The sequence below is a fragment of the Methanosarcina soligelidi genome (assembly GCF_000744315.1).
In the GTDB taxonomy this organism is placed as follows: Archaea; Halobacteriota; Methanosarcinia; order Methanosarcinales; family Methanosarcinaceae; genus Methanosarcina; species Methanosarcina mazei.
The window spans coordinates 2,141,679-2,159,492 of the sequence record NZ_JQLR01000001.1 but is presented as its reverse complement, the minus strand read 5'-3'; the positions used below and the strand labels follow the sequence as shown (position 1 = coordinate 2,159,492).

The 17,814-nt window shown below is 42.5% G+C and carries 13 protein-coding genes and 2 tRNA genes; 5 read left to right on the top strand and 10 right to left on the bottom strand.

The window, feature by feature from the left end; all coding sequences use genetic code 11:
- Window positions 1-50: 50 nt before the first annotated feature.
- From M886_RS09465 to M886_RS09450, 4 genes are all read left to right on the top strand, one after another.
- On the top strand, window positions 51-506 hold the full coding sequence (locus M886_RS09465) for an acyl-CoA thioesterase (RefSeq protein WP_011034317.1): 456 nt from the start codon (window positions 51-53) through the stop codon (window positions 504-506).
- 96 nt (window positions 507-602) lie between these two features.
- Window positions 603-2,240: an AMP-binding protein gene (locus M886_RS09460; protein WP_048046582.1), complete on the top strand. Its 1,638-nt coding sequence runs from the start codon at window positions 603-605 to the stop codon at window positions 2,238-2,240.
- Window positions 2,241-3,312: 1,072 nt separating this feature from the next.
- Window positions 3,313-3,717 carry a DUF2769 domain-containing protein gene (locus tag M886_RS09455; RefSeq protein ID WP_048046583.1) on the top strand — a complete coding sequence of 135 codons (405 nt, stop codon included), beginning with the start codon at window positions 3,313-3,315 and terminating at the stop codon, window positions 3,715-3,717.
- A 359-nt stretch (window positions 3,718-4,076) separates the two neighbouring features.
- Window positions 4,077-6,722 (top strand): PGF-pre-PGF domain-containing protein, encoded by a 2,646-nt coding sequence (locus tag M886_RS09450; RefSeq protein WP_048051075.1) that lies wholly within the window; start codon window positions 4,077-4,079, stop codon window positions 6,720-6,722.
- 162 nt (window positions 6,723-6,884) lie between these two features.
- Here the strand turns inward: M886_RS09450 and M886_RS09445 are convergent, their stop codons facing one another.
- The 3 genes from M886_RS09445 to M886_RS09435 are packed head-to-tail and all read right to left on the bottom strand — an operon-like array spanning window position 6,885 to window position 9,694.
- Window positions 6,885-7,673, bottom strand: coding sequence for an energy-coupling factor transporter transmembrane component T family protein (locus tag M886_RS09445; RefSeq protein ID WP_048051074.1), 789 nt, complete (start codon window positions 7,671-7,673; stop codon window positions 6,885-6,887).
- A complete protein-coding gene (locus M886_RS09440; RefSeq protein ID WP_048051073.1) occupies window positions 7,670-9,166 on the bottom strand; it encodes an ABC transporter ATP-binding protein in 1,497 nt (498 codons plus the stop codon). Before M886_RS09440 ends, M886_RS09445 begins: the two co-directional genes overlap by 4 nt.
- A 3-nt stretch (window positions 9,167-9,169) precedes the next feature.
- Window positions 9,170-9,694, bottom strand: a complete 525-nt coding sequence (locus tag M886_RS09435; RefSeq protein ID WP_011034310.1) for a tryptophan transporter — start codon at window positions 9,692-9,694, stop codon at window positions 9,170-9,172.
- 356 nt (window positions 9,695-10,050) lie between these two features.
- Here M886_RS09435 and M886_RS09430 point away from each other — a divergent pair, with 356 nt between their 5' ends.
- Entirely contained in the window at window positions 10,051-11,007 is a 957-nt protein-coding gene (locus tag M886_RS09430) for a hypothetical protein (RefSeq protein ID WP_048051072.1), read from the top strand.
- A gap of 224 nt (window positions 11,008-11,231) precedes the next feature.
- Here M886_RS09430 and M886_RS09425 read toward each other — a convergent pair.
- The 7 genes from M886_RS09425 to mtnP all read right to left on the bottom strand — a co-directional run bounded on the left by M886_RS09425 (window position 11,232) and on the right by mtnP (window position 17,775).
- Window positions 11,232-11,309, bottom strand: a tRNA-Glu gene (locus M886_RS09425).
- A gap of 529 nt (window positions 11,310-11,838) precedes the next feature.
- Window positions 11,839-11,916, bottom strand: a tRNA-Glu gene (locus M886_RS09420).
- Between the two features lie 211 nt (window positions 11,917-12,127).
- Window positions 12,128-12,541 carry a helix-turn-helix transcriptional regulator gene (locus M886_RS09415; RefSeq protein ID WP_200880719.1) on the bottom strand — a complete coding sequence of 138 codons (414 nt, stop codon included), beginning with the start codon at window positions 12,539-12,541 and terminating at the stop codon, window positions 12,128-12,130.
- A 41-nt stretch (window positions 12,542-12,582) separates the two neighbouring features.
- The gene (locus M886_RS09410; protein ID WP_011034307.1) at window positions 12,583-12,807 is read right to left on the bottom strand and encodes an LSM domain-containing protein; all 225 of its coding nucleotides are present in this window, start codon (window positions 12,805-12,807) and stop codon (window positions 12,583-12,585) included.
- Between the two features lie 473 nt (window positions 12,808-13,280).
- Complete coding sequence (locus M886_RS09400; RefSeq protein WP_011034305.1) at window positions 13,281-13,682, bottom strand: DUF3467 domain-containing protein; 402 nt, start codon at window positions 13,680-13,682, stop codon at window positions 13,281-13,283.
- Between the two features lie 176 nt (window positions 13,683-13,858).
- Window positions 13,859-16,339: a DUF5814 domain-containing protein gene (locus M886_RS09395; protein WP_048051069.1), complete on the bottom strand. Its 2,481-nt coding sequence runs from the start codon at window positions 16,337-16,339 to the stop codon at window positions 13,859-13,861.
- A gap of 659 nt (window positions 16,340-16,998) precedes the next feature.
- Window positions 16,999-17,775, bottom strand: coding sequence for an S-methyl-5'-thioadenosine phosphorylase (gene mtnP, locus M886_RS09390; RefSeq protein ID WP_048051068.1), 777 nt, complete (start codon window positions 17,773-17,775; stop codon window positions 16,999-17,001).
- Between the last annotated feature and the right edge of the window lie 39 nt (window positions 17,776-17,814).

Genomic DNA, 17,814 nt, shown 5'->3' with positions numbered 1-17,814 from the left:
ATTAAAAACTGGATAATCAAGTAAAGACATTAAGAGCTAGGGAATCCAAAATGTTCAGTATAAACGTAAGTCCGCGCTTTGGAGATATTGACGGTCTCGGGCACGTAAATAACACAGTCCTTCCGGTCTGGTTCGAAATAGGAAGAAACCCAATTTTCAGGCTTTTCTCCCCGGACCTTGACCTCAGCCCTGATGTGTGGCATCTGATACTTGTCAGAATTGAGTTTGATTTTCTGAGCCAGATGTATTTCAGATCCGATGTTGAAATCAGGACTTACATTACAAAAATCGGGAACAGTTCCTTTACTGTCGGTCACGAGGCATGGCAGGAAGGGGAACTCAAGGTAAGAGGTCAGGCGGTACTGGTTTACTATGACTTCAAACTCCAGAAATCAATCCCGCTTCCGGAATCAATCCGCGAAATTTTGAAAGCACATATGTTTCCTTCAATGGACTCCTCCTCATCTGACGCGGAAACTGGTACGGATTCTCCCTGCTCAATATAAACGTATTTCAGAAACCTTTGACCGGAATGGACGTTAAAAATCCGGACATGGCCCGGAGGTGTCTGAAAGTATAGTCCAGAAGGAGAGGCTGAAATTATGGATCTTATAGAAGATTCCCTGGGAAAGTATTTTGAAAAACAGATAGCTGTAGACCCTAACCATGAGTTTATCATTTATCCTGACCGGAACCTGCGCTTCACTTACGGTCAGTTCAACGAGAGAGTTAACAACCTTGCAAAAGGTCTTCTTGCAATCGGAATAAAGAAAGGAGACCACGTAGGGATCTGGGCAAAAAATGTCCCTGACTGGCTTACATTTATGTTTGCCACAGCTAAAATAGGGGCAGTGCTGGTCACCGTAAACACTGCTTACAGGAGCCATGAAGTTGAGTATGTGCTTAAACAATCGGATATGAAGGCTCTGGCTCTTATAGACAGTTTCAGGGAGGTTGATTATCTTGAAATTATCAATGGGCTCGTCCCGGAGCTGAAAAGCTCGGAAAGGGGACGCCTGAAAAGCAAGAAATTCCCCCATCTTAAAAGCATAATCTATGTAGGACAGGAAAAGCACAGGGGAATGTATAACACCGCCGAGCTGATACTCCTTGGCAGCCATTACCCGGATGATGAGCTTAAAGAGATCATGGAAGGTGTAAGCGGGGACGATGTGGTCAATATGCAGTACACCTCAGGAACTACCGGTTTTCCCAAGGGGGTTATGCTGACCAGCAAAAACATCCTGAATAACGGGCTGTCCATAGGTGACCGCCAGAAATTTACCCATGAAGACCGCCTCTGTCTGCCCGTGCCCCTTTTCCACTGCTTCGGGATAGTGCTCGGGGTTATGGCTATCCTGACCCACAGAGGAACCCTTGTCATGCTTGAGGTTTTTGACCCTCTCCTTGTACTTGCTGCGGTCCAGAAAGAGAAGTGTACTGCCCTCTACGGCGTGCCTACAATGTTCATTGCAGAGTACACCCACCCAATGTTTGATATGTTCGACCTCTCTTCTCTGAGGACAGGTATCATGGCCGGTTCTACCTGCCCTGTGGAAGCCATGAAAAAAGTAGTAAAAGATATGCACTGCCACCAGATCACAAGCGTTTACGGGCTTACGGAAGCCTCTCCTGGCATGACCCAGACCACTGTGGACGACCCTGTGGAACTCAGGGTAGAAACCGTGGGTAAATGCTTCCCGGGTGTAGAAGTCAGAGTGGTTGACCCTGCTACCAATAAACCAGTACCTCCGGATACTGTAGGGGAGATTTGCTGCCGTGGGTACAATATTATGAAAGGCTACTACAAAATGCCGGAAGAAACGAAAAATGTGATTGACGAAGAAGGCTGGCTGCATAGCGGAGACCTTGGAACCTGTGACGAAAACGGCTACTACAGGATAACAGGCAGAATAAAGGACATGATCATCCGGGGAGGAGAAAACATATATCCCAGGGAAATCGAGGAGTTCCTGCATGCCATGCCTGGAGTCAAAGATGCTCAGGTCGTCGGCATACCCGACAAAAAATATGGAGAAATCGTTGGAGCCTTTGTTATACTTGAGAAAGATGAAGACCTTACTGAAGCCGATATAAGAGACTATGCGATAAGCAAAATCGCCCGGTATAAGGTTCCCAAACACATCTTCATTGTGGATGAGTACCCTCTGACAGCAAGCGGAAAGATCCAGAAATACAAGCTCAGAGAAATGGCTGTAGAAATGATGAAGAATAGATAAAAAACAGCAACTGATTAAATATCATCGGCCTTCGGGTCGATATCTTTTTTTAAATTTAGGAACAATTCCAGAAAATTTCATATTTTATATATCTTTGTTCCCGGAATGTTATTTTTTGCGAATATTTTGTTCCTCAGGTACTTTTATGCTCCGTTTAATTCCCCAGCTCTTTTCCAGAATATGTAATAGCTTAAGCTTCGAATGGTGTACGGTTTAGAATTCAGTTCAGCCCCGATTGTGCCATATTGTAATTAGCTTGAAATTTTCAAGCGAATTAAAAAACGTGAAGATTCCTTGAATTTGGAGATTGACTATAATTTTCAAGTTGTTATAAAATAATGCCATAACCAAATATCGATGAGAAAACAAAATTAATAAAACATTGAATATTTAACGGAATATATTATATATAGAATTTCAGCATTAGAAGAATTGTAATTGTAAGAGAAGCTAATTAGACATGTTTGTAAAGGGAATATTTGGGGAAATATTCATCAAGGGGTTTCATCTGATTGAGGGCTCAGGGGATAAAGAGCTCTCAATCAATCACACCAGTTAGACAGCAAATCTTTATTGCCTTCTCTTACAATTGTGCAAAGAATATGGGGAGTATTCTTTAAAGGGGGTTTCATCTGGTTGAGAGCCCGGGGATCATTAAGGGCTCTCAATCAATCACCAACATTCAGTACTTAAATAGCTTTTTTAAACAATAATTAGCTGAGAAATACAGCTTGATATTGATAAAACTTTAAGTCTCAGAATTTCCCCGATATAAAATTTCCCCTGATTGATGACGTCAAACATGGTAAATCTTTTAAGCAATAATCTTACGATTTTATAATATATAAGTTCTTTGATACCTTTATAAAGATATAAATTACCTATCTTAAACTCAAAATATTTACCCTGTAATTAATATAGTGTTCATATATAACGACATAACAATGGCATAAAATTTCAAAACTTAAAAGAACATTTCAAAACTTAAAAGAACAGATCTTGTTTGAACATTTTTATACTCTTTAACAGAATCGGCATACCAGAATACTTAAACTCCTTTAAAGGAGAGCTTATGGTCCCGGGTAACAGATCCAGAAAATCATTATGTTTTCAGGAAGAAGACAGAAATACGGCAGACAAAAAGGATGAATGCCATAAGTCCGGGTCTCTGGAGACTTCTCATTTCACTGAAACTCCAGAATATTTCCAGCAGGCACAAACAGGACAGGTGGTGGATGATACTCCTGAAAACCTCCTTATCTGTATGGAATACTGTGGAACCTGCCCGAGTCTGCCTTTCCCTCCTGAGCCATTACTTTTCTGTGCACGGGGATGTTCTCAGGAAACAGTTTCGAAAAAAAGCTGCAACTGCCCTTCATGTCCTATTTACAAAAAATACAGGCTGCAAAACCTTTACTTCTGTGAAACCGGAAAAGCTGCAGAAAAGAAAGAACATAAACAGAAAGCTAAGGTCTAACAAAATAAGAATTCTGAGACTTTTCATTTAAAGAAATTATAGTTCAAATATTATTGTTTTTAGATTATTTTTTAAACTTTTATTTTTCAGATCTTTTTAAATGATTTTTTAATACCTGTTAATCTAAAACACAGGTTTCAATACCCTAATTAGGTGAGACATTAAAAAAAGACCATTCTCGAATTTGGAGTAACTTATTCACAATCTAACAGTTAGCTGACATTAGTTTCATATTATTTATTAGGAAGAATATTTCTGTTAGATATATAATTTTCTTAGACATTATTTCAGATAACTGTAGTAAATCTTCTTAATTCACCATAGTTGTTTCACTATAGTTTTATTCTCGGGGGTAGGTTATGAGAATATTTCTAAAACTATTAAGTTCTTTTATGGTGCTTTCCCTGTTATTTGTGTCTCCTTATCCGGTATCTTCCGGACCGGATGACGGGACTGGACTTATTGGACTGGCAGAGAACGCATCAATTCCTGTCTGGTCTCCGAACGGAGGCGAAATTCTTTTCATCCGTAACAATCCCGTAATACAGGACGATACTGATTACGGACTGGATATTTACAAAATTGACCTTAATGATTCATTAGAAATCCGGCTAACTGACTTTTATTACGATGAAGGAAACCATGTATGGTCACCTGACGGCATGAAAATTTTATACAGCTATGAGGCAGCTGACGATTTTTATCTCTATATCATGAATTCCGACGGTTCAGACAATTTTGAACTGGTAAAAAAGAGCTATGGAAGAAACTTTTCGGGAATCTCCGGCTGTGCCTGGTCTCCTGACGGCTCCAGAATTGCTTACATTTCCAGTGATCATAACGGATTTGACAGACTGGTAACTTTAAACCCTGATGGGTCAAATGAACAGATAGTTGCAAGTTTTGCTGAAATCTCAGCTTTAGCATGGGCTCCGGATTCGTCCGGAATGGCATTCAATGCCGCGTACTCTGAAGATGGGCAAACCGGGATATATCTGGCTGACCTGGAGAGTTCTGAACCTGTATTCCTTGTCAGAGGAGAAATAAGGCAGCAAATCCAGTCATGGCAGTCAGAAGTATGGTCTCCTGACGGCTCGAGAATACTTTATTCTTCAAACGAGAATGGGAACTCTGATATATACTCCGTAAATACTGACGGAAGCGAGAAAATACAGCTCACTGATGATAACTCAAAAGATTACTCTCCCTGTTTTTCACCGGATGGAAGTAAAATAATATTCATATCCGACAGGACAGGGCATAGCAGCATTTGGATCATGAGTTCTAACGGGGATAAAGAAGAGGAACTAACAGAAGGCTTTGAGGGCATTCATGATTTTTCATGGAACCCGAACGGTCAGAAGATTGCCTTCTCTTCCGATTCTAATTCTTATATTCAGGAAATAGATTATTCCGAAAGCGGTGATGAAGATTCTCAGGATGATTCATCTTCAGATGACTCTGATAATGATACAGAAGTGAATCCGGAATATCTCCACATGGAGATACTCTCCCCGGATCTGAATTTTGCTGCAAGCCAGGGAACTCCAGAACTGATAACTGTCCGTATCACGAATAATTCCGGAAGCCCGGTTCAGAGTTCTGGATTCAAATTTATTAAAGCTAATTTCAGCAACGGAGATCCCGAACTTCAGTTATTTGATGACGGGACACATGAGGACATCACAGCCAGTGACGGAATATTCTCAAACCAGTGGATACCTGTCAATACTACAGGATTACCACTTACTCTCTGCATCCTCTGGGCTTCTGCAGACCATGAGAGTCTCGGTGATGCCGAACAGATCATCAGCGGGACTATCTCCAGAAAGCCTATACCTTCAGACCTGGTAATAGAAAATATATCATGGTCTCCTGCAGACCCCTATGTGAATGATAACATAACCTTCAGTATTACATCTGCAAACCGGGGTTCCGGGCCTTCTGAAGCATGTGAGGTGAAATGCTACATCAATGGAAACGAGGCATACTCTTATTCTCTTCCGGAACTTGAAGCCGGCTCCAGCACTTCAATTATATTTAGCTGGATCCCGACTGCCCCCGGGAATATAGATGTAAAAGCAGTTGTGGATGAGGAGAATCAGGTTTCGGAATCAGTTGAAGAAAATAACGAAAAATCAGTATCATTCAGCGTAAAGAGTGTAGCCCCGTCAACCTCCTCAGGCAAAAGCGGAGGTAAATCATCTTCCAGTGGTGGCGGAGGCGGAGGTGGAGGTTCTCCTGAGCCTGCAAGCAATGTCAGAATAAAGGAACTTTCACAGCAATATATTACAAGCGGTAAATATGTGAAATTCGCCTTCCCGAGAAATGCAACCTGTGTAACTCACGTAGCTTTTAACTCCAGGCGTACCGCAGGAAAGACCATAACCATTGTTGAGATGTTGAAGAACAAATCCACACGTGTGCCTGACCTTCCTGCAGGAAAAGTCTATGAAAATATGAATATCTGGGTAGGAAATAAAGGTACTGCAGATCCTGAAAATATTGAAAACGCTGTTGTGGGTTTCAGGGTTGAAAAGAGCTGGATTACTTTGAATGACGTAGATCCGGCTTCGGTCAGGCTCTGGAGGCTAAGCAGTGGAGAATGGGAAGAACTTTCTATCCGCCAGTCGGGGGAAGATGACAGATACAGCTATTTCGAAGCTCAAACTGAAGGATTCTCGTATTTCGTCATAACTGCCCCTTCCGGGGAGAATGAAACTATAGAAAATGCTCTGAAGTCCTCTATAATCCCGCCTGTCAGGAGTTCGGCTGAAGTAATGGAAGAGTTATTCGGAAAACTATCGGGTAAACAAAACGCTGATTTCCCTGTGATTTCAGCAATGTCTGTGAATGAAAGCGGTTCGGAACCGGAAGCCCCCTCAACAGCAGGACATGCTGCTGACAGAATAACAGGCAGAGGAATTATTAAAGTACTTGTGGTGATAGCACTGCTTTCAGTAACAGGTTTTCTGGGATCTCTTATTTTAAGAAAACAGAACTGAAAGACTTTCATTCGGTTCTTTTTTCTTTATTCCGGTGCCTGTTCTTTCTTTTTTCCTTTCTTTTTTCATGCTGTTTGTAAAAATTTCAGGTTTGATTGATATTGACCTGGTCAGGTTTGATTAATATTGACCTGTTAACCGAAAGTCCTCCATTTCACGAAATTACATGATTCCTGTTACAAGAACTCCTATTCCCATAAGAGCCACAAATCCGACTGCTGCCACGTCTGTTCTGTTCCAGGAAAGCCTTTTGTGTTTTTCAGTACTCTGCCGGCTTCTATATCCTCTCATATCCATTGTCAGTCCAAGAACCTGAGTCCTTCCAAGGGAGTTTGCCACAAGAGGAATAAGAACTGGCTTTAGGCTCCTGATCTTTCCACGTACTCCTTTTCCAGGATTGTAGCCTCTGGCAAGCTGGGCTTCGTGAATTCGCTTGCCTTCGACCTGGAGGCTTGGAATAAAACGGAGAGCTATAACGAACATGAGCACATAGTCCACGGGGACGTGGATCTCCATGAGGGCTTTCATGAGGTCGCTTGGTTTTGTCGTAACCACAAGGAGCTGGAAAGCAAAGAGCATTGCAAAGAAGCGCAGGGACAGCACAGTCCCGAAGTCCAGAGCTCCTGTTGTAACAGGAACCATCCCTGCGGCAGAAAGAGTACCGGCTGGAATCAGGTATCCGATGGAATCCCCACTTTTAAGAGTAAAAATTGTGAGCAGTATAAGAGTCAGGCTTAAAAACACAAGAAGTTTGAGCTGCCTCAAAAGTTCCTGGTGGAGCCCGGCTTTCAGGGAAGCAAGAAAAATCCCAAGAACCAGAAGTCCAAGGACAGAAGAGTCTGTGGTAAAGACGCTGAGGACTATTATCCCTGTAACGGCAGCAATTTTTGAAAGCGGATTCATTCTGTGCAAAAAGCTGTCACTGTTAATATATTGCATAATTTCTTTCATACTATTGCTCCCCCTTCGGCGCACATTTCTTCAACGCATTTGATATCTCTTTTAAAAGAATTGCAGGCTCCATTCGCCGAGTCTTCCACTATCTTTCCGGAAGCCATGCGAATGACTCTTTCAGCATGGTCTTTTACTATCTGCATGTTGTGAGTTACCATCACTATTGTGTGGCCTTCAAGATGGAGCCTTTTCATAAGCTGCATCATCCTGTCCGACTCTTCCGCATCCAGTCCTGTTGTGGGCTCATCAAGGATAATCAGTTCAGGTCTCATTGCAATTACACAGGCAACAGCAAGCCTTTGCCTCTCTCCACGGCTCAGGTGGCGTGGAAACACTTTCTCTTTGCCTTTCAGGTTCACAAGTTCAAGGGAACGGGCAATAGCATCGCCTGCCTCAGAGCCGGTTATTCCGATATTGTTTAGCCCGAAAGCCACTTCAGCTTCAACCGTATCTTCAAAAAGCATATTGTCAGGGTTCTGGAAGACCAGGCCCGTGTGTTTTACAAGCTCATTAACAGGAGTAAGGGAAGTGTTGAGCCCTTTTACTGACACGTTTCCGGAGTAAGGGCGCAGGAGGCCATTAAGGTGTTTGACAAGAGTGGTCTTTCCTGAACCGTTTTCCCCGAGGATTGCAACGAGTTCTCCTGACCTGATCTCAAGGTCAAGGTTATCAAGAGCATTGAATTCTCCATAGCGTTGTGTCAGGTTTTTTATAGAAATAACAGGCTGCCTCTCTTTTTGAGAGCAGGAATACTCCTTCTTGCTGCTTTTGGAAGTTAGATCAGTATCTTCAGAAACGGCTGCAAAATCCGCAGGACTTTTTATGGCTTTTATTTCCCCTTTTTCAAGGAGCACAACCCTGTCCCCAATTTCAAGGAAATCCTCTATATTGTGGTCCACGATTATAATTGTCTTTCCTGTTTCTTTGAGCCTTTTAAGGACAGAAAACACTTTTCTTACTGCTTCTGTGTCCAGTTCGGCAGTAGCTTCATCAAGGATCAGGACTTCGGTATCCAGGGCAAGAGTTGCAGCAAGGGCTACTTTCTGCTTCTGCCCGCCGGACAGCGTATGAGGAGCCCTCTGTTTCAGGTGATCGATTTCACAGAGCTCCATTACCTCATTTAACCTGTGCTGAATCTCTTTTCTAGAGTATCCCCGGTTTTCGAGCCCTGAAAGGATCTCTTCTTCAACGGTTGTAAAGATCAGCTGGGACTCTGCATCATCAAAAACCATCCCTGTATACCGGCTTAACTCTTTTATTCCGTCAAACTCTTTTATGTCCCTGTTTTTGAAGCTGATATTTCCGTCAATTTTGCCTCCGATCTCATGGTGGAGGATTCCTGCCATTGCAAGGGCAAGGGTGGTTTTTCCGGCTGCACTGTGCCCTGTAACAAGGAGCAGTTCTCCTTTTTTAACTTCCAGATTTATATTTTTCAGGGAAGGGTTTTCTGCTGTCCCGTAGGTATAAGAGAAGTTCCTGAGTTCGATCATGTTTTATGCTTTCCCCCTGGAAAGTACCTTTGAAGCAGGAACATAGAGAATCTGGACAATAATTGCGTTCGCAATTGCGGTCAAGCCTACAATAGGAACAATAGCTATTACAAAAGCCCCCATAGTGTCGTATTTGGTCAGAATTGCAGGAGCGACCATGAACATTGCAATAGCTACGAAACTTATCCCGCTGGCAAGGGTCCCGAGAAGGGTTGAAATTGCAGGGGCGACTGAGAGCCTTCCCATAAGAGTTTTGTATATTGCCAGGCAGGTTACTGCACCAATCGGTTCACTGATAAGGTTTGCAGGCGGAAAGATAGAATGGCTCAGGAGGGCACAGACTATTCCTGCTACAATTCCTATACCTATTACTTCAGTGAACGCTGGTATGACAAGTATAATGGCAAGACAGTAAAATGCTATTACGAGATTTGAGACAATTGGTCCAGGGATTACAAGGGATAAATATCGAACTATCGCACCGACTGCGAGTAAAATTCCAACAACAGCAATATCCTGAGATTTCATAAAAACCATCTACCTATTTTATTATCAGGAGAACTTTCCTGAATCCATAAACACCACATATCAGTTGAAAGATCAGTTGAATATCGTAAATCCTTTGAGGAGTTCAATCAGCTAAATTCAGCGAACTTTTAGACCTGACAAGTCGATCCCACAGTATAGTACAATAGAGGATAATAATGTACATTAGTATATGTACTTTACGCTTTATTGCCTATTTTTGCACTTTTTCCCCACGTTTCTGACTCCCGAAATTTGCGGGTTTTGATACCGTTCAGAAGAGATTCCGGCTCCAGTAGCCCTGATCCTGTAACCTTGAAGGATTTTAAGGAGAAAAAACAGGATAGGAAAAACTAATCATGAGACAGGACATAACTAACACTGACTATTCTCCGGGGTGTTGCATGTCTTTTGCAGATGAACGTGAACTGGCTGAAGTCAGGATGATTGAAGAGGGGTTAAGAAGTGCCTATGACGGGGATACTGAAGGGGTAATAAAAGCTTTTAGCAGCCTGAGGGACTTTGCAGTATATCTGGTACATCTGGACATTACTGCGGAACACGAACTTGACGCAAAAGCTCTCATAATTGCAATGGGAGACATAGGCAGGGAGGCTGCACAAAAAAGAATGGAAGAAGCGTCAATATCCTCAGTTAGCTCTCTTGGAGAAGTTGCTGTTGAGGCTGTGTATGAGGAAAGGGAGTCTCTTGCATTAAAAGCGCTGTCTGTTCTCGGAAGCCTTGCACTCGAGTTTGGAGGAAAGGGCATGGATGCAGCCGCAAAAAGCGCAGCAGAATCTCTGGCAAATGTCGGGAAAGCTTCTTCAAAGAAAAAAATGGAGGTCCTTACAGGACTTTCAGAGGTCTATCTTATGCAGCTGTCCATGAAAGCAATGGAAGAAAAACTCTCCGTCACATGGAACATTTCTCTGAATCTTCTAGGAGAGATAGGAGTTTTATCAGCCGAAAAAGCAATGGAGAACAATGCTGTAGGGGCTGCAATCCTCTTTGAGACACTTGGCACTGCTGCCGCAAGTAAAAAGGATGAACTCAGGGTAAAAGACGTGATTCAGGCAATCGGAAAAACGGGGAGGGCATTTTCTCAGAAAGGCTCAAAAAATGCGCTTGTCCAGGCTGTGTGGGCTCTTGAAACTCTTCGGGTACTTGCGCTGGAATATTTGATGGAAAGTGCCGGAGCTGAAGGAAAAAAGGAACTGGAACTTCTGAGTACAGCAGGGATTCTTGATGAGGAACAGAACCTGGAAAAAATCCAGGAAATAAAAGAATTCCACCGGCGCATCGTTGGAAGAACCTGAATGATGAAGGTTTGACCAGTTGGCACTTCATACATGCAAAGAATAAAAGGAAAAGATTGGTGGGCGATTATATTTGTGTAAAAACAGTGATGTGCGGTTATACTTGTGTAAAAGTTCAGGACTGAGGAGGCTAAAGTAAAATTATAAAGAATCCTACAGTAAAAATATCCAAAAAATCTGCTTTTCACATTGCAAAAAAACGTATTGGAAAAGAGAAAATAATTTGGTGCTCCGGCCGGGATTCGAACCCGAGTCTTCGGCTCGAAAGGCCGGAATGATTGGCCGGACTACACTACCGGAGCACATCGCATCTCACAGCGAGACCAACAATATACCTGGTAATATATAAATCTGTCCCTTCTCCGTAATCTTCTGGTGCAGTCTGCCAGCTAAAACAAGATGTCAGATACAATTTTCAGGGCAATGGCTCAAGTTTTTTACCAGGTTAAACATAAAAGAATAAAAATGTTTAGTCAGAGCCGCCTGTTTATGGCTCAGAAATCTGGAGATGCGCGGTAACATCGGGATGTAACAAAATTAAATCAAAATCGGGGTTAAACAAAATTGAGATTAAACAGAATCAAGGTTAAACAAAATCAGAGCTAAAATTAAAACCAGATATTGAAAATAAGATTAGAACTAAAATCAAAACCAGATATTGAAAATAAGATTAGAACTAAAATCAAAACCAGATAATGAAAACGAAAATAAAATTGAATCAAGGTAAAATAAGGAGAATTGAGTCAAAGCACAATAAGGAGAATTGAATCAAAGTAAAATAAAGAGTTTTCAAAACATTTAACTAACAGTTAAAAAGGAACTGAAAAAGTATGGTGCTCCGGCCGGGATTCGAACCCGAGTCTTCGGCTCGAAAGGCCGGAATGATTGGCCGGACTACACTACCGGAGCATTTGAGTGTTTTTTAAGCGGACTTTATTCCCCTTATTGAAGGGGGTTCTTCAATAAGGGTTTCTCGTATAAATAGTTATCGAGTGAAGAGAGTTCTGAGGATGTGTTATCCAGGATCTGTCCAGATCTGTCCAGATTTTTTCAGACCTTTCAGGCCTCCTAGAAATTATAAGTTCACACATTATCAGTTTTGCTTATTGCCAGATTTTGTTTAGATCTCTTCTTTAAATATGTCCTCATCTTCAGCTTCTACATCCATATCTTCGGCTTCTTCGACTTCTCCGGCTTCCTCAGCTTCTTCCACCATAAGGTTTCCGATCCATTCGCTGAGTCTTCCGCAGTACTCGGGCTCGCAGTCCCCTGTACAGCCTGTGCAGGCTGAAAACATATCCCCGGAGAGCAGAAGATCGTATTTTTCCTTAACCTCCTCTTTTGCTTTAAGGAGGTATGTCCTTGCTCCGTTTGAGACTCCCACTTCACGGATAATAAGGTCTTTGTCCAGAAGCTTTTTTATGATTCTGGAGCATTTCCTGCTGTCGATATCCAGCTCTTTCCAGATAACGTTCTGGAAAACGCCGTCTTTATGTCTTCGTATTATGTTATATGCTTCTTCTTCAAGATCCATGCCTGCTTCCACACACTAATGAGGTTCCTTCTTCAGACGTTTCAGTCTTCGACAGGAGTGATCAGTATGATATTATTTCCCCGAAGCACTACAGAACCAAGGGAGCGGACTTTTTCCCCTTTAACTATCTCCATCGTATCAACAAGATGAAGATTCATGTAGTCGTCCACACTCTTCAGAGTGCCTTCAAGCAAATTAAGGTCGCCTTTCATTTCTACCTGGATCCTTGATCCAACAATTTTCTGAACTTTTTTATTTGGGAACAAATTTAAACCCTCGCTGATTTGTTCTGAATTTTCGGTTCCCCGTACTCCCGGGTAATGCTTCTCTTTTTCCAAAGCCGGGCAGGGCAAATTGTGTCAGGGCACTATACAGATTTACAATAAGCCTGCTGCCTTTATCAGCTGCTTCCTGCCAGCAACTGAAAAAACATTCCGAACTATCACTCCACCGGCTCTTAAGAAAACTGAAATTACATATCCTTTTCAGAGATATATAACCATCGATGCCGGGAGTGTGTAAAGAGAACATTTGAGCCTCTCAAACATTAGATCAAATATGACTGATTAAAACTGAGATGAACCTGTACCGAAAAGGAGGTAAGTTAAAAATAGGAAAAGCACTGCATTCCTATTTTTAGATAGTACATAGGAGATAATTAATTCCTGACACTTAAAACCCAGCTTTTCGGCAGGGACTCTCACATCATTAACCACGGTATTTATTAAAATAATTTTGCTTATATATAACCCTGAATATTGGTGCTTTCGTCAACAGATTTTGCTGGCTCTTTTCTGGGAGTTCTTGGAATTGCTCTTGCGATAGGCCCGAAAACGGATTCGTATTCGTTGATGTGCTGCGTCAGCCAGCGGTTCAGTTCAAGGGCTGCAACCGGAGAGAGTATAACTTCTGCCTCAACGCGCCTTTCAATAACTCTGGACTCTGAAGAGTCCCCGAACATCTTGGGCGTATCATTGTAAAAACCGATCCTGAAATCGTAAGGGCTGTGCCCGCCAGCAGCTCCTATCGCATATATTTGCTTGAAATCATCAGGCTTTATAAACTCAATTGTAATACTCTTTTTTCCTTTTTTAGAAGCTGCGCTTTCAATATTTTCTCTGGATTCAACATCTTCGGCCATAAAAATCTCCTCTGTGCTTCTCTGTAGTCTATTCGTATCAGAACCCCGCGTCCGGGCTCCGGTATTTGCCACGATGCCGGCATTTTATCCTTGTAAGCTATTTTTCCCGGTATAAACAGGAATATTTATCTTCATCACTTATAAATCACTGGTCTGCAAATGCTGTTGCAAATATTTCAGCCCTGAACTTTCTTTTTAAGTTTCTTTGCATTTTCTGCAACTTCCCTTTTCGAATGAACCCTTGCAATCAGCTCAATGGCGTCAAGGTTACGCACTGCATTGTCCAGGTATCCGAAAACATCTCCCTGATATGCCGATATTCCGTACTTATCTTCAAGGGTCTTGATGATCTGGGAGGGATCATTTCCTTCCATACGCAGCCGGATAATCTTCTCTGAAAATTTCTGCTCTGCGCATCCGCAATAAGGGGAATCCCTGCATCCGCATGTTAAAAAGTCAGAGGCAAAGTTCAGCATAAGTTCCCTTATTTTTATGTCGAGCTGGGACAGGGATTCACCATCAAAGACAATATCAAGAGCTGCCCCCTGAAAGACCCTTGATGGCATATTAACATGCAGGGAACTTCCGATCTGGTTTGAGTACTTGAAGTATGCAGCATCGAAAAATTCCAGGTTGGTTGCAATTTTTATCGGGTTGTTGTCCTCAAGTACGGCATCCCGGATAAGGAAAGCTTTGGAAACCGGAAGGAAATGAGCTGAAATAATTTTTCCGAACCTGGTCAGTGAGATTTTGGCTCCCTTTTTCTCAATGAACCTGTAGCTCTGAAGGCGAGAAACCAGCCTGTCGAGGTCAAAGCTTCCAAACATAAGAGAATGGATACCCCTTAAATCCTGGACCGAAGAAGTAACTGCAACTGAAGCAAGCACCTCTTCAAGCTGTTCGGCTTCCCCGTATTCAACCCCTGCAGAAAGCATCTCTCCCTGCAATAACTTGATTGCAACCTCTTCTTCAGTATCGGACTGTGCGCTTGAATATGATTTCCCCGGAACCGGCATGAGGACTACAACTCCCCGATCGTGATAATCAGGTCTGCCTGCTCTTCCGCTCATCTGCAGGAAGTCCTGGACCGAAATCCAGTCTATGCCCATTGCAAGGGATTCGAAAATAACCTGAGAAGCCGGGAAATCCACTCCAGCTGCAAGGGCGGCAGTGGTCACGATTACAGGAAGTTCTCCTTTTGCAAAAAGGGTTTCTACCTTTTTCCTTTCATACTGAGAAAGCCCTGCGTGATAGGGAGAAGCCCGGATAGAAAGTGCTCCTGCCAGTTTATGGCAGTTTCTCCTGGAATTCGTAAAAACTATTGTCTGTCCCCTGTGATTTTTCGAAGAGAACATTGAATACTCTTCTTTTGCAAGCTGGGAGATCAGTTTTGCCTTTTCACTGTCCTGACAGAAAAGGAGATGACGGTCTATAGGAACAGGCCTGTGATCATAGCGAATAAGCTGTGCTCCGAGCTTCTTTGCATATCCTGAAGGATTTGCAACGGTTGCCGAGAGATAGATAAACTGGGCTTCAGGAGCCACATAACGAAGCCTACCTATAAGCCCGTCAAGCCTGTGCCCTCTTTCCTGGTCTTCAAGGGTGTGTACCTCGTCTATAACAACAGTCCCAATTTTACCGAGAAAATCAGCATTTCCCGAACGGAGCATGTGGTCCACGCCTTCATAGGTCCCCACAATGATATCGGCATTCGGGCTTGTACGCATTTTCACGCGCTGGGAAGTCTTTATGAGAATTGCGCCAATTTTGATGGAAGTTGTAAGCCCGAGCTTTGAATAACGCTCTGTGAACTGGTCATACTTCTGGTTTGCCAGGGCTACAAGAGGGACAAGGTAGAGCATTTTCCCTTTTTTATTCAAAAGGTTCTGGACTCCTGCCATTTCCCCTATAAGAGTTTTCCCGGTTGCGGTTGCAGAAACCACAAACTGGTTTTTCCTTTCCAGAAGCCCGGCTTCTATGGACAGTCCCTGCACAGGAAGCAGGGTTTCGGATTTTTCAAGAAGCATTTCTTTGAATTTTTTTGCAAGGGGCAGGTCCCTTATCCTGACTCTAACTTCTGAAGGTGTTGTCCTGATAGTATCATACCTTGTAAACTCAGGGTCCAGCCTCTCAGGGCTCAGCATACGGATTGTCCGGTCAAGGTCCCGGGTCTTATGGAGAACCTGTTCAAGAAAATCTACAGATTTTTCTCCATACTGTGCGCCTGCTGAACGGACTGCACGCAGGAGTTCTTCTTTTGCGCAGTCTTCACAGATAAGTTCATCATGGTACCTGATTGACTTGCTGTTTACGAAATTGAAACGCTTATTGATCCAGCAGTGTTTGCAAATCTTTACCCTATCTGCACTGATCTGAAATCCTTTAAGCATTTCAAGGAATGCTTCTTCATTTGAAGGGTCCCCTCCTTCTGCCAGCATGATCCTGTTTGCACTTCTTAAAAGCTCTATGAACTGCTGGGGAGGAATAAATTCCTCATTCTTTTTGCCGGAAAGAACCCTTATTTTATGAGGACGTGGACCTTTGTAACTTTCCTTTATATGGAGCTCGGCCACGGAAAGAGGCTGCTTCAACCGGTCTTTTATTGTCATTACTATAACTTTTGATTTTTCGGCGTAACCGAGGACCCATAGTGTCATTGTTTATCCTGATATATGAATGGTATAAGTAAGCTTCCTTTCGGAATTCAAAGATAACATTTCTCTGCCGACCTGACGTCTTAATTTTGACATCCGGAACCTTAAAAGCACGTGTAAAAATTGAGATATACTATATAGTTACATGGATGCTGCAGACTTAGAGAAAAAGATGCAGCAGCTCTTAATAGTTTGCGGAAAACACATTTTTCAGAGAATACAACATGATTTTCCCGCTGTGTATTTTCTCCTGCTGTGCATTAATTATGCTATGTATTTTTATGCTGTGTATTTTTTCCTGCTGTGTGTTAATTATGCATTTACTAACACCTTTCAGGCAACTCCATCGCATCTCCATATATTACATCTATTATATTTATAATTTATTACTTAATTATTATATAATAGTCGTTGTATTTATTTCGAAACATTAAAAATCTTAATTTTTTGAGCGCAGCAGATTGGGCAGAACCGGAGAATCGGTTAAGATGAACAGGAAAATGATTTCGAACAGAAACTCCGGTTTAATGAATTCAGACGGAAAGTAGCCAGGCCGGAGAAAGAATGAAGTTAAGAATAAGTTTGAGATTTCAGGCTGAGACTTTCAATCAGATTCTGGTTAGTTTCATGCCGGTGCATATATCAACTTATTCTCAAAAATATTAAAGGCAGGCTCCTTCCTTTGCAAATCTGCACATGCATTTCCTTGTCTCAGGAATATTTCTGATTGTTTCAGAGATGATTTCGGAGATCGAGTCCTGAGCTTTTCCGACAACTTCTGTCACTTCGTCTGCTGTTAATTTTTGTGTTGTCATCCCACATGCCTGGTTTGTAACAATGGCAAGGGAAGCGTAGCAAAGGCCGAGTTCTTTTGCAAGGACCACCTCGGGTATACCGGTCATACCAACAACGTCTGCGAACTGGCTCATCATGCGTATTTCAGCCCTGGTTTCAAAACGAGGGCCTTCCGTGCAGGCGTAGATCCCTTCGGTGTAAGAAAAACCGTGTTTATTCAGGGAATATTTGAGGGCTTCCTTAATTTCAGGGCAGTAAGGTTCAGCGACATCAACATGCACGGTATTATCATCATAAAAAGTAGAAGGCCTGCTGCGGGTAAAATCTATGAAATCGTCAAGCACGACAAAACTGCCTGCAGGATGCCCGCGCATTGACCCAACCGAATTTGTGGAAATTACACGTTTTACTCCGAGGGAACGCACAGCCCAGACATTTGCCCTGTAGTTGACCCTGTGGGGAGGAATATGAACTTCTTTAGCGTGTCTGGGAATTATTGCAATATCTTTTCCATTTATACGGGTAATATATGCAGTAACACTCCCATAGGGAGTCTTTACAGGATAATTTTCGCAGTCCCTGTGTGAGTTAAAACCCACACCTCCGAGAACTGCAATTTCTGCAATCTCATCTATCTTATCCATTTTTGGGTCTCCGTTCCTGCGTTTTTAATGAAAATTCAT

Excerpts from the sequence above, each read along its gene's own strand:
- M886_RS09415 (WP_200880719.1), bottom strand. The coding sequence starts at position 12,541 with ATGGATCTTGAAGAAGAAGCATATAACATAATACGAAGACATAAAGAC.
- M886_RS09435 (WP_011034310.1), bottom strand. The coding sequence starts at position 9,694 with ATGAAATCTCAGGATATTGCTGTTGTTGGAATTTTACTCGCAGTCGGT.
- M886_RS09450 (WP_048051075.1), top strand. The coding sequence starts at position 4,077 with ATGAGAATATTTCTAAAACTATTAAGTTCTTTTATGGTGCTTTCCCTG.
- M886_RS09465 (WP_011034317.1), top strand. The coding sequence starts at position 51 with ATGTTCAGTATAAACGTAAGTCCGCGCTTTGGAGATATTGACGGTCTC.
- mtnP (WP_048051068.1), bottom strand. The coding sequence starts at position 17,775 with ATGGATAAGATAGATGAGATTGCAGAAATTGCAGTTCTCGGAGGTGTG.
- M886_RS09395 (WP_048051069.1), bottom strand. The coding sequence starts at position 16,339 with ATGACACTATGGGTCCTCGGTTACGCCGAAAAATCAAAAGTTATAGTA.
- M886_RS09430 (WP_048051072.1), top strand. The coding sequence starts at position 10,051 with ATGAGACAGGACATAACTAACACTGACTATTCTCCGGGGTGTTGCATG.
- M886_RS09460 (WP_048046582.1), top strand. The coding sequence starts at position 603 with ATGGATCTTATAGAAGATTCCCTGGGAAAGTATTTTGAAAAACAGATA.
- M886_RS09440 (WP_048051073.1), bottom strand. The coding sequence starts at position 9,166 with ATGATCGAACTCAGGAACTTCTCTTATACCTACGGGACAGCAGAAAAC.
- M886_RS09400 (WP_011034305.1), bottom strand. The coding sequence starts at position 13,682 with ATGGCCGAAGATGTTGAATCCAGAGAAAATATTGAAAGCGCAGCTTCT.
- M886_RS09455 (WP_048046583.1), top strand. The coding sequence starts at position 3,313 with ATGGTCCCGGGTAACAGATCCAGAAAATCATTATGTTTTCAGGAAGAA.
- M886_RS09445 (WP_048051074.1), bottom strand. The coding sequence starts at position 7,673 with ATGAAAGAAATTATGCAATATATTAACAGTGACAGCTTTTTGCACAGA.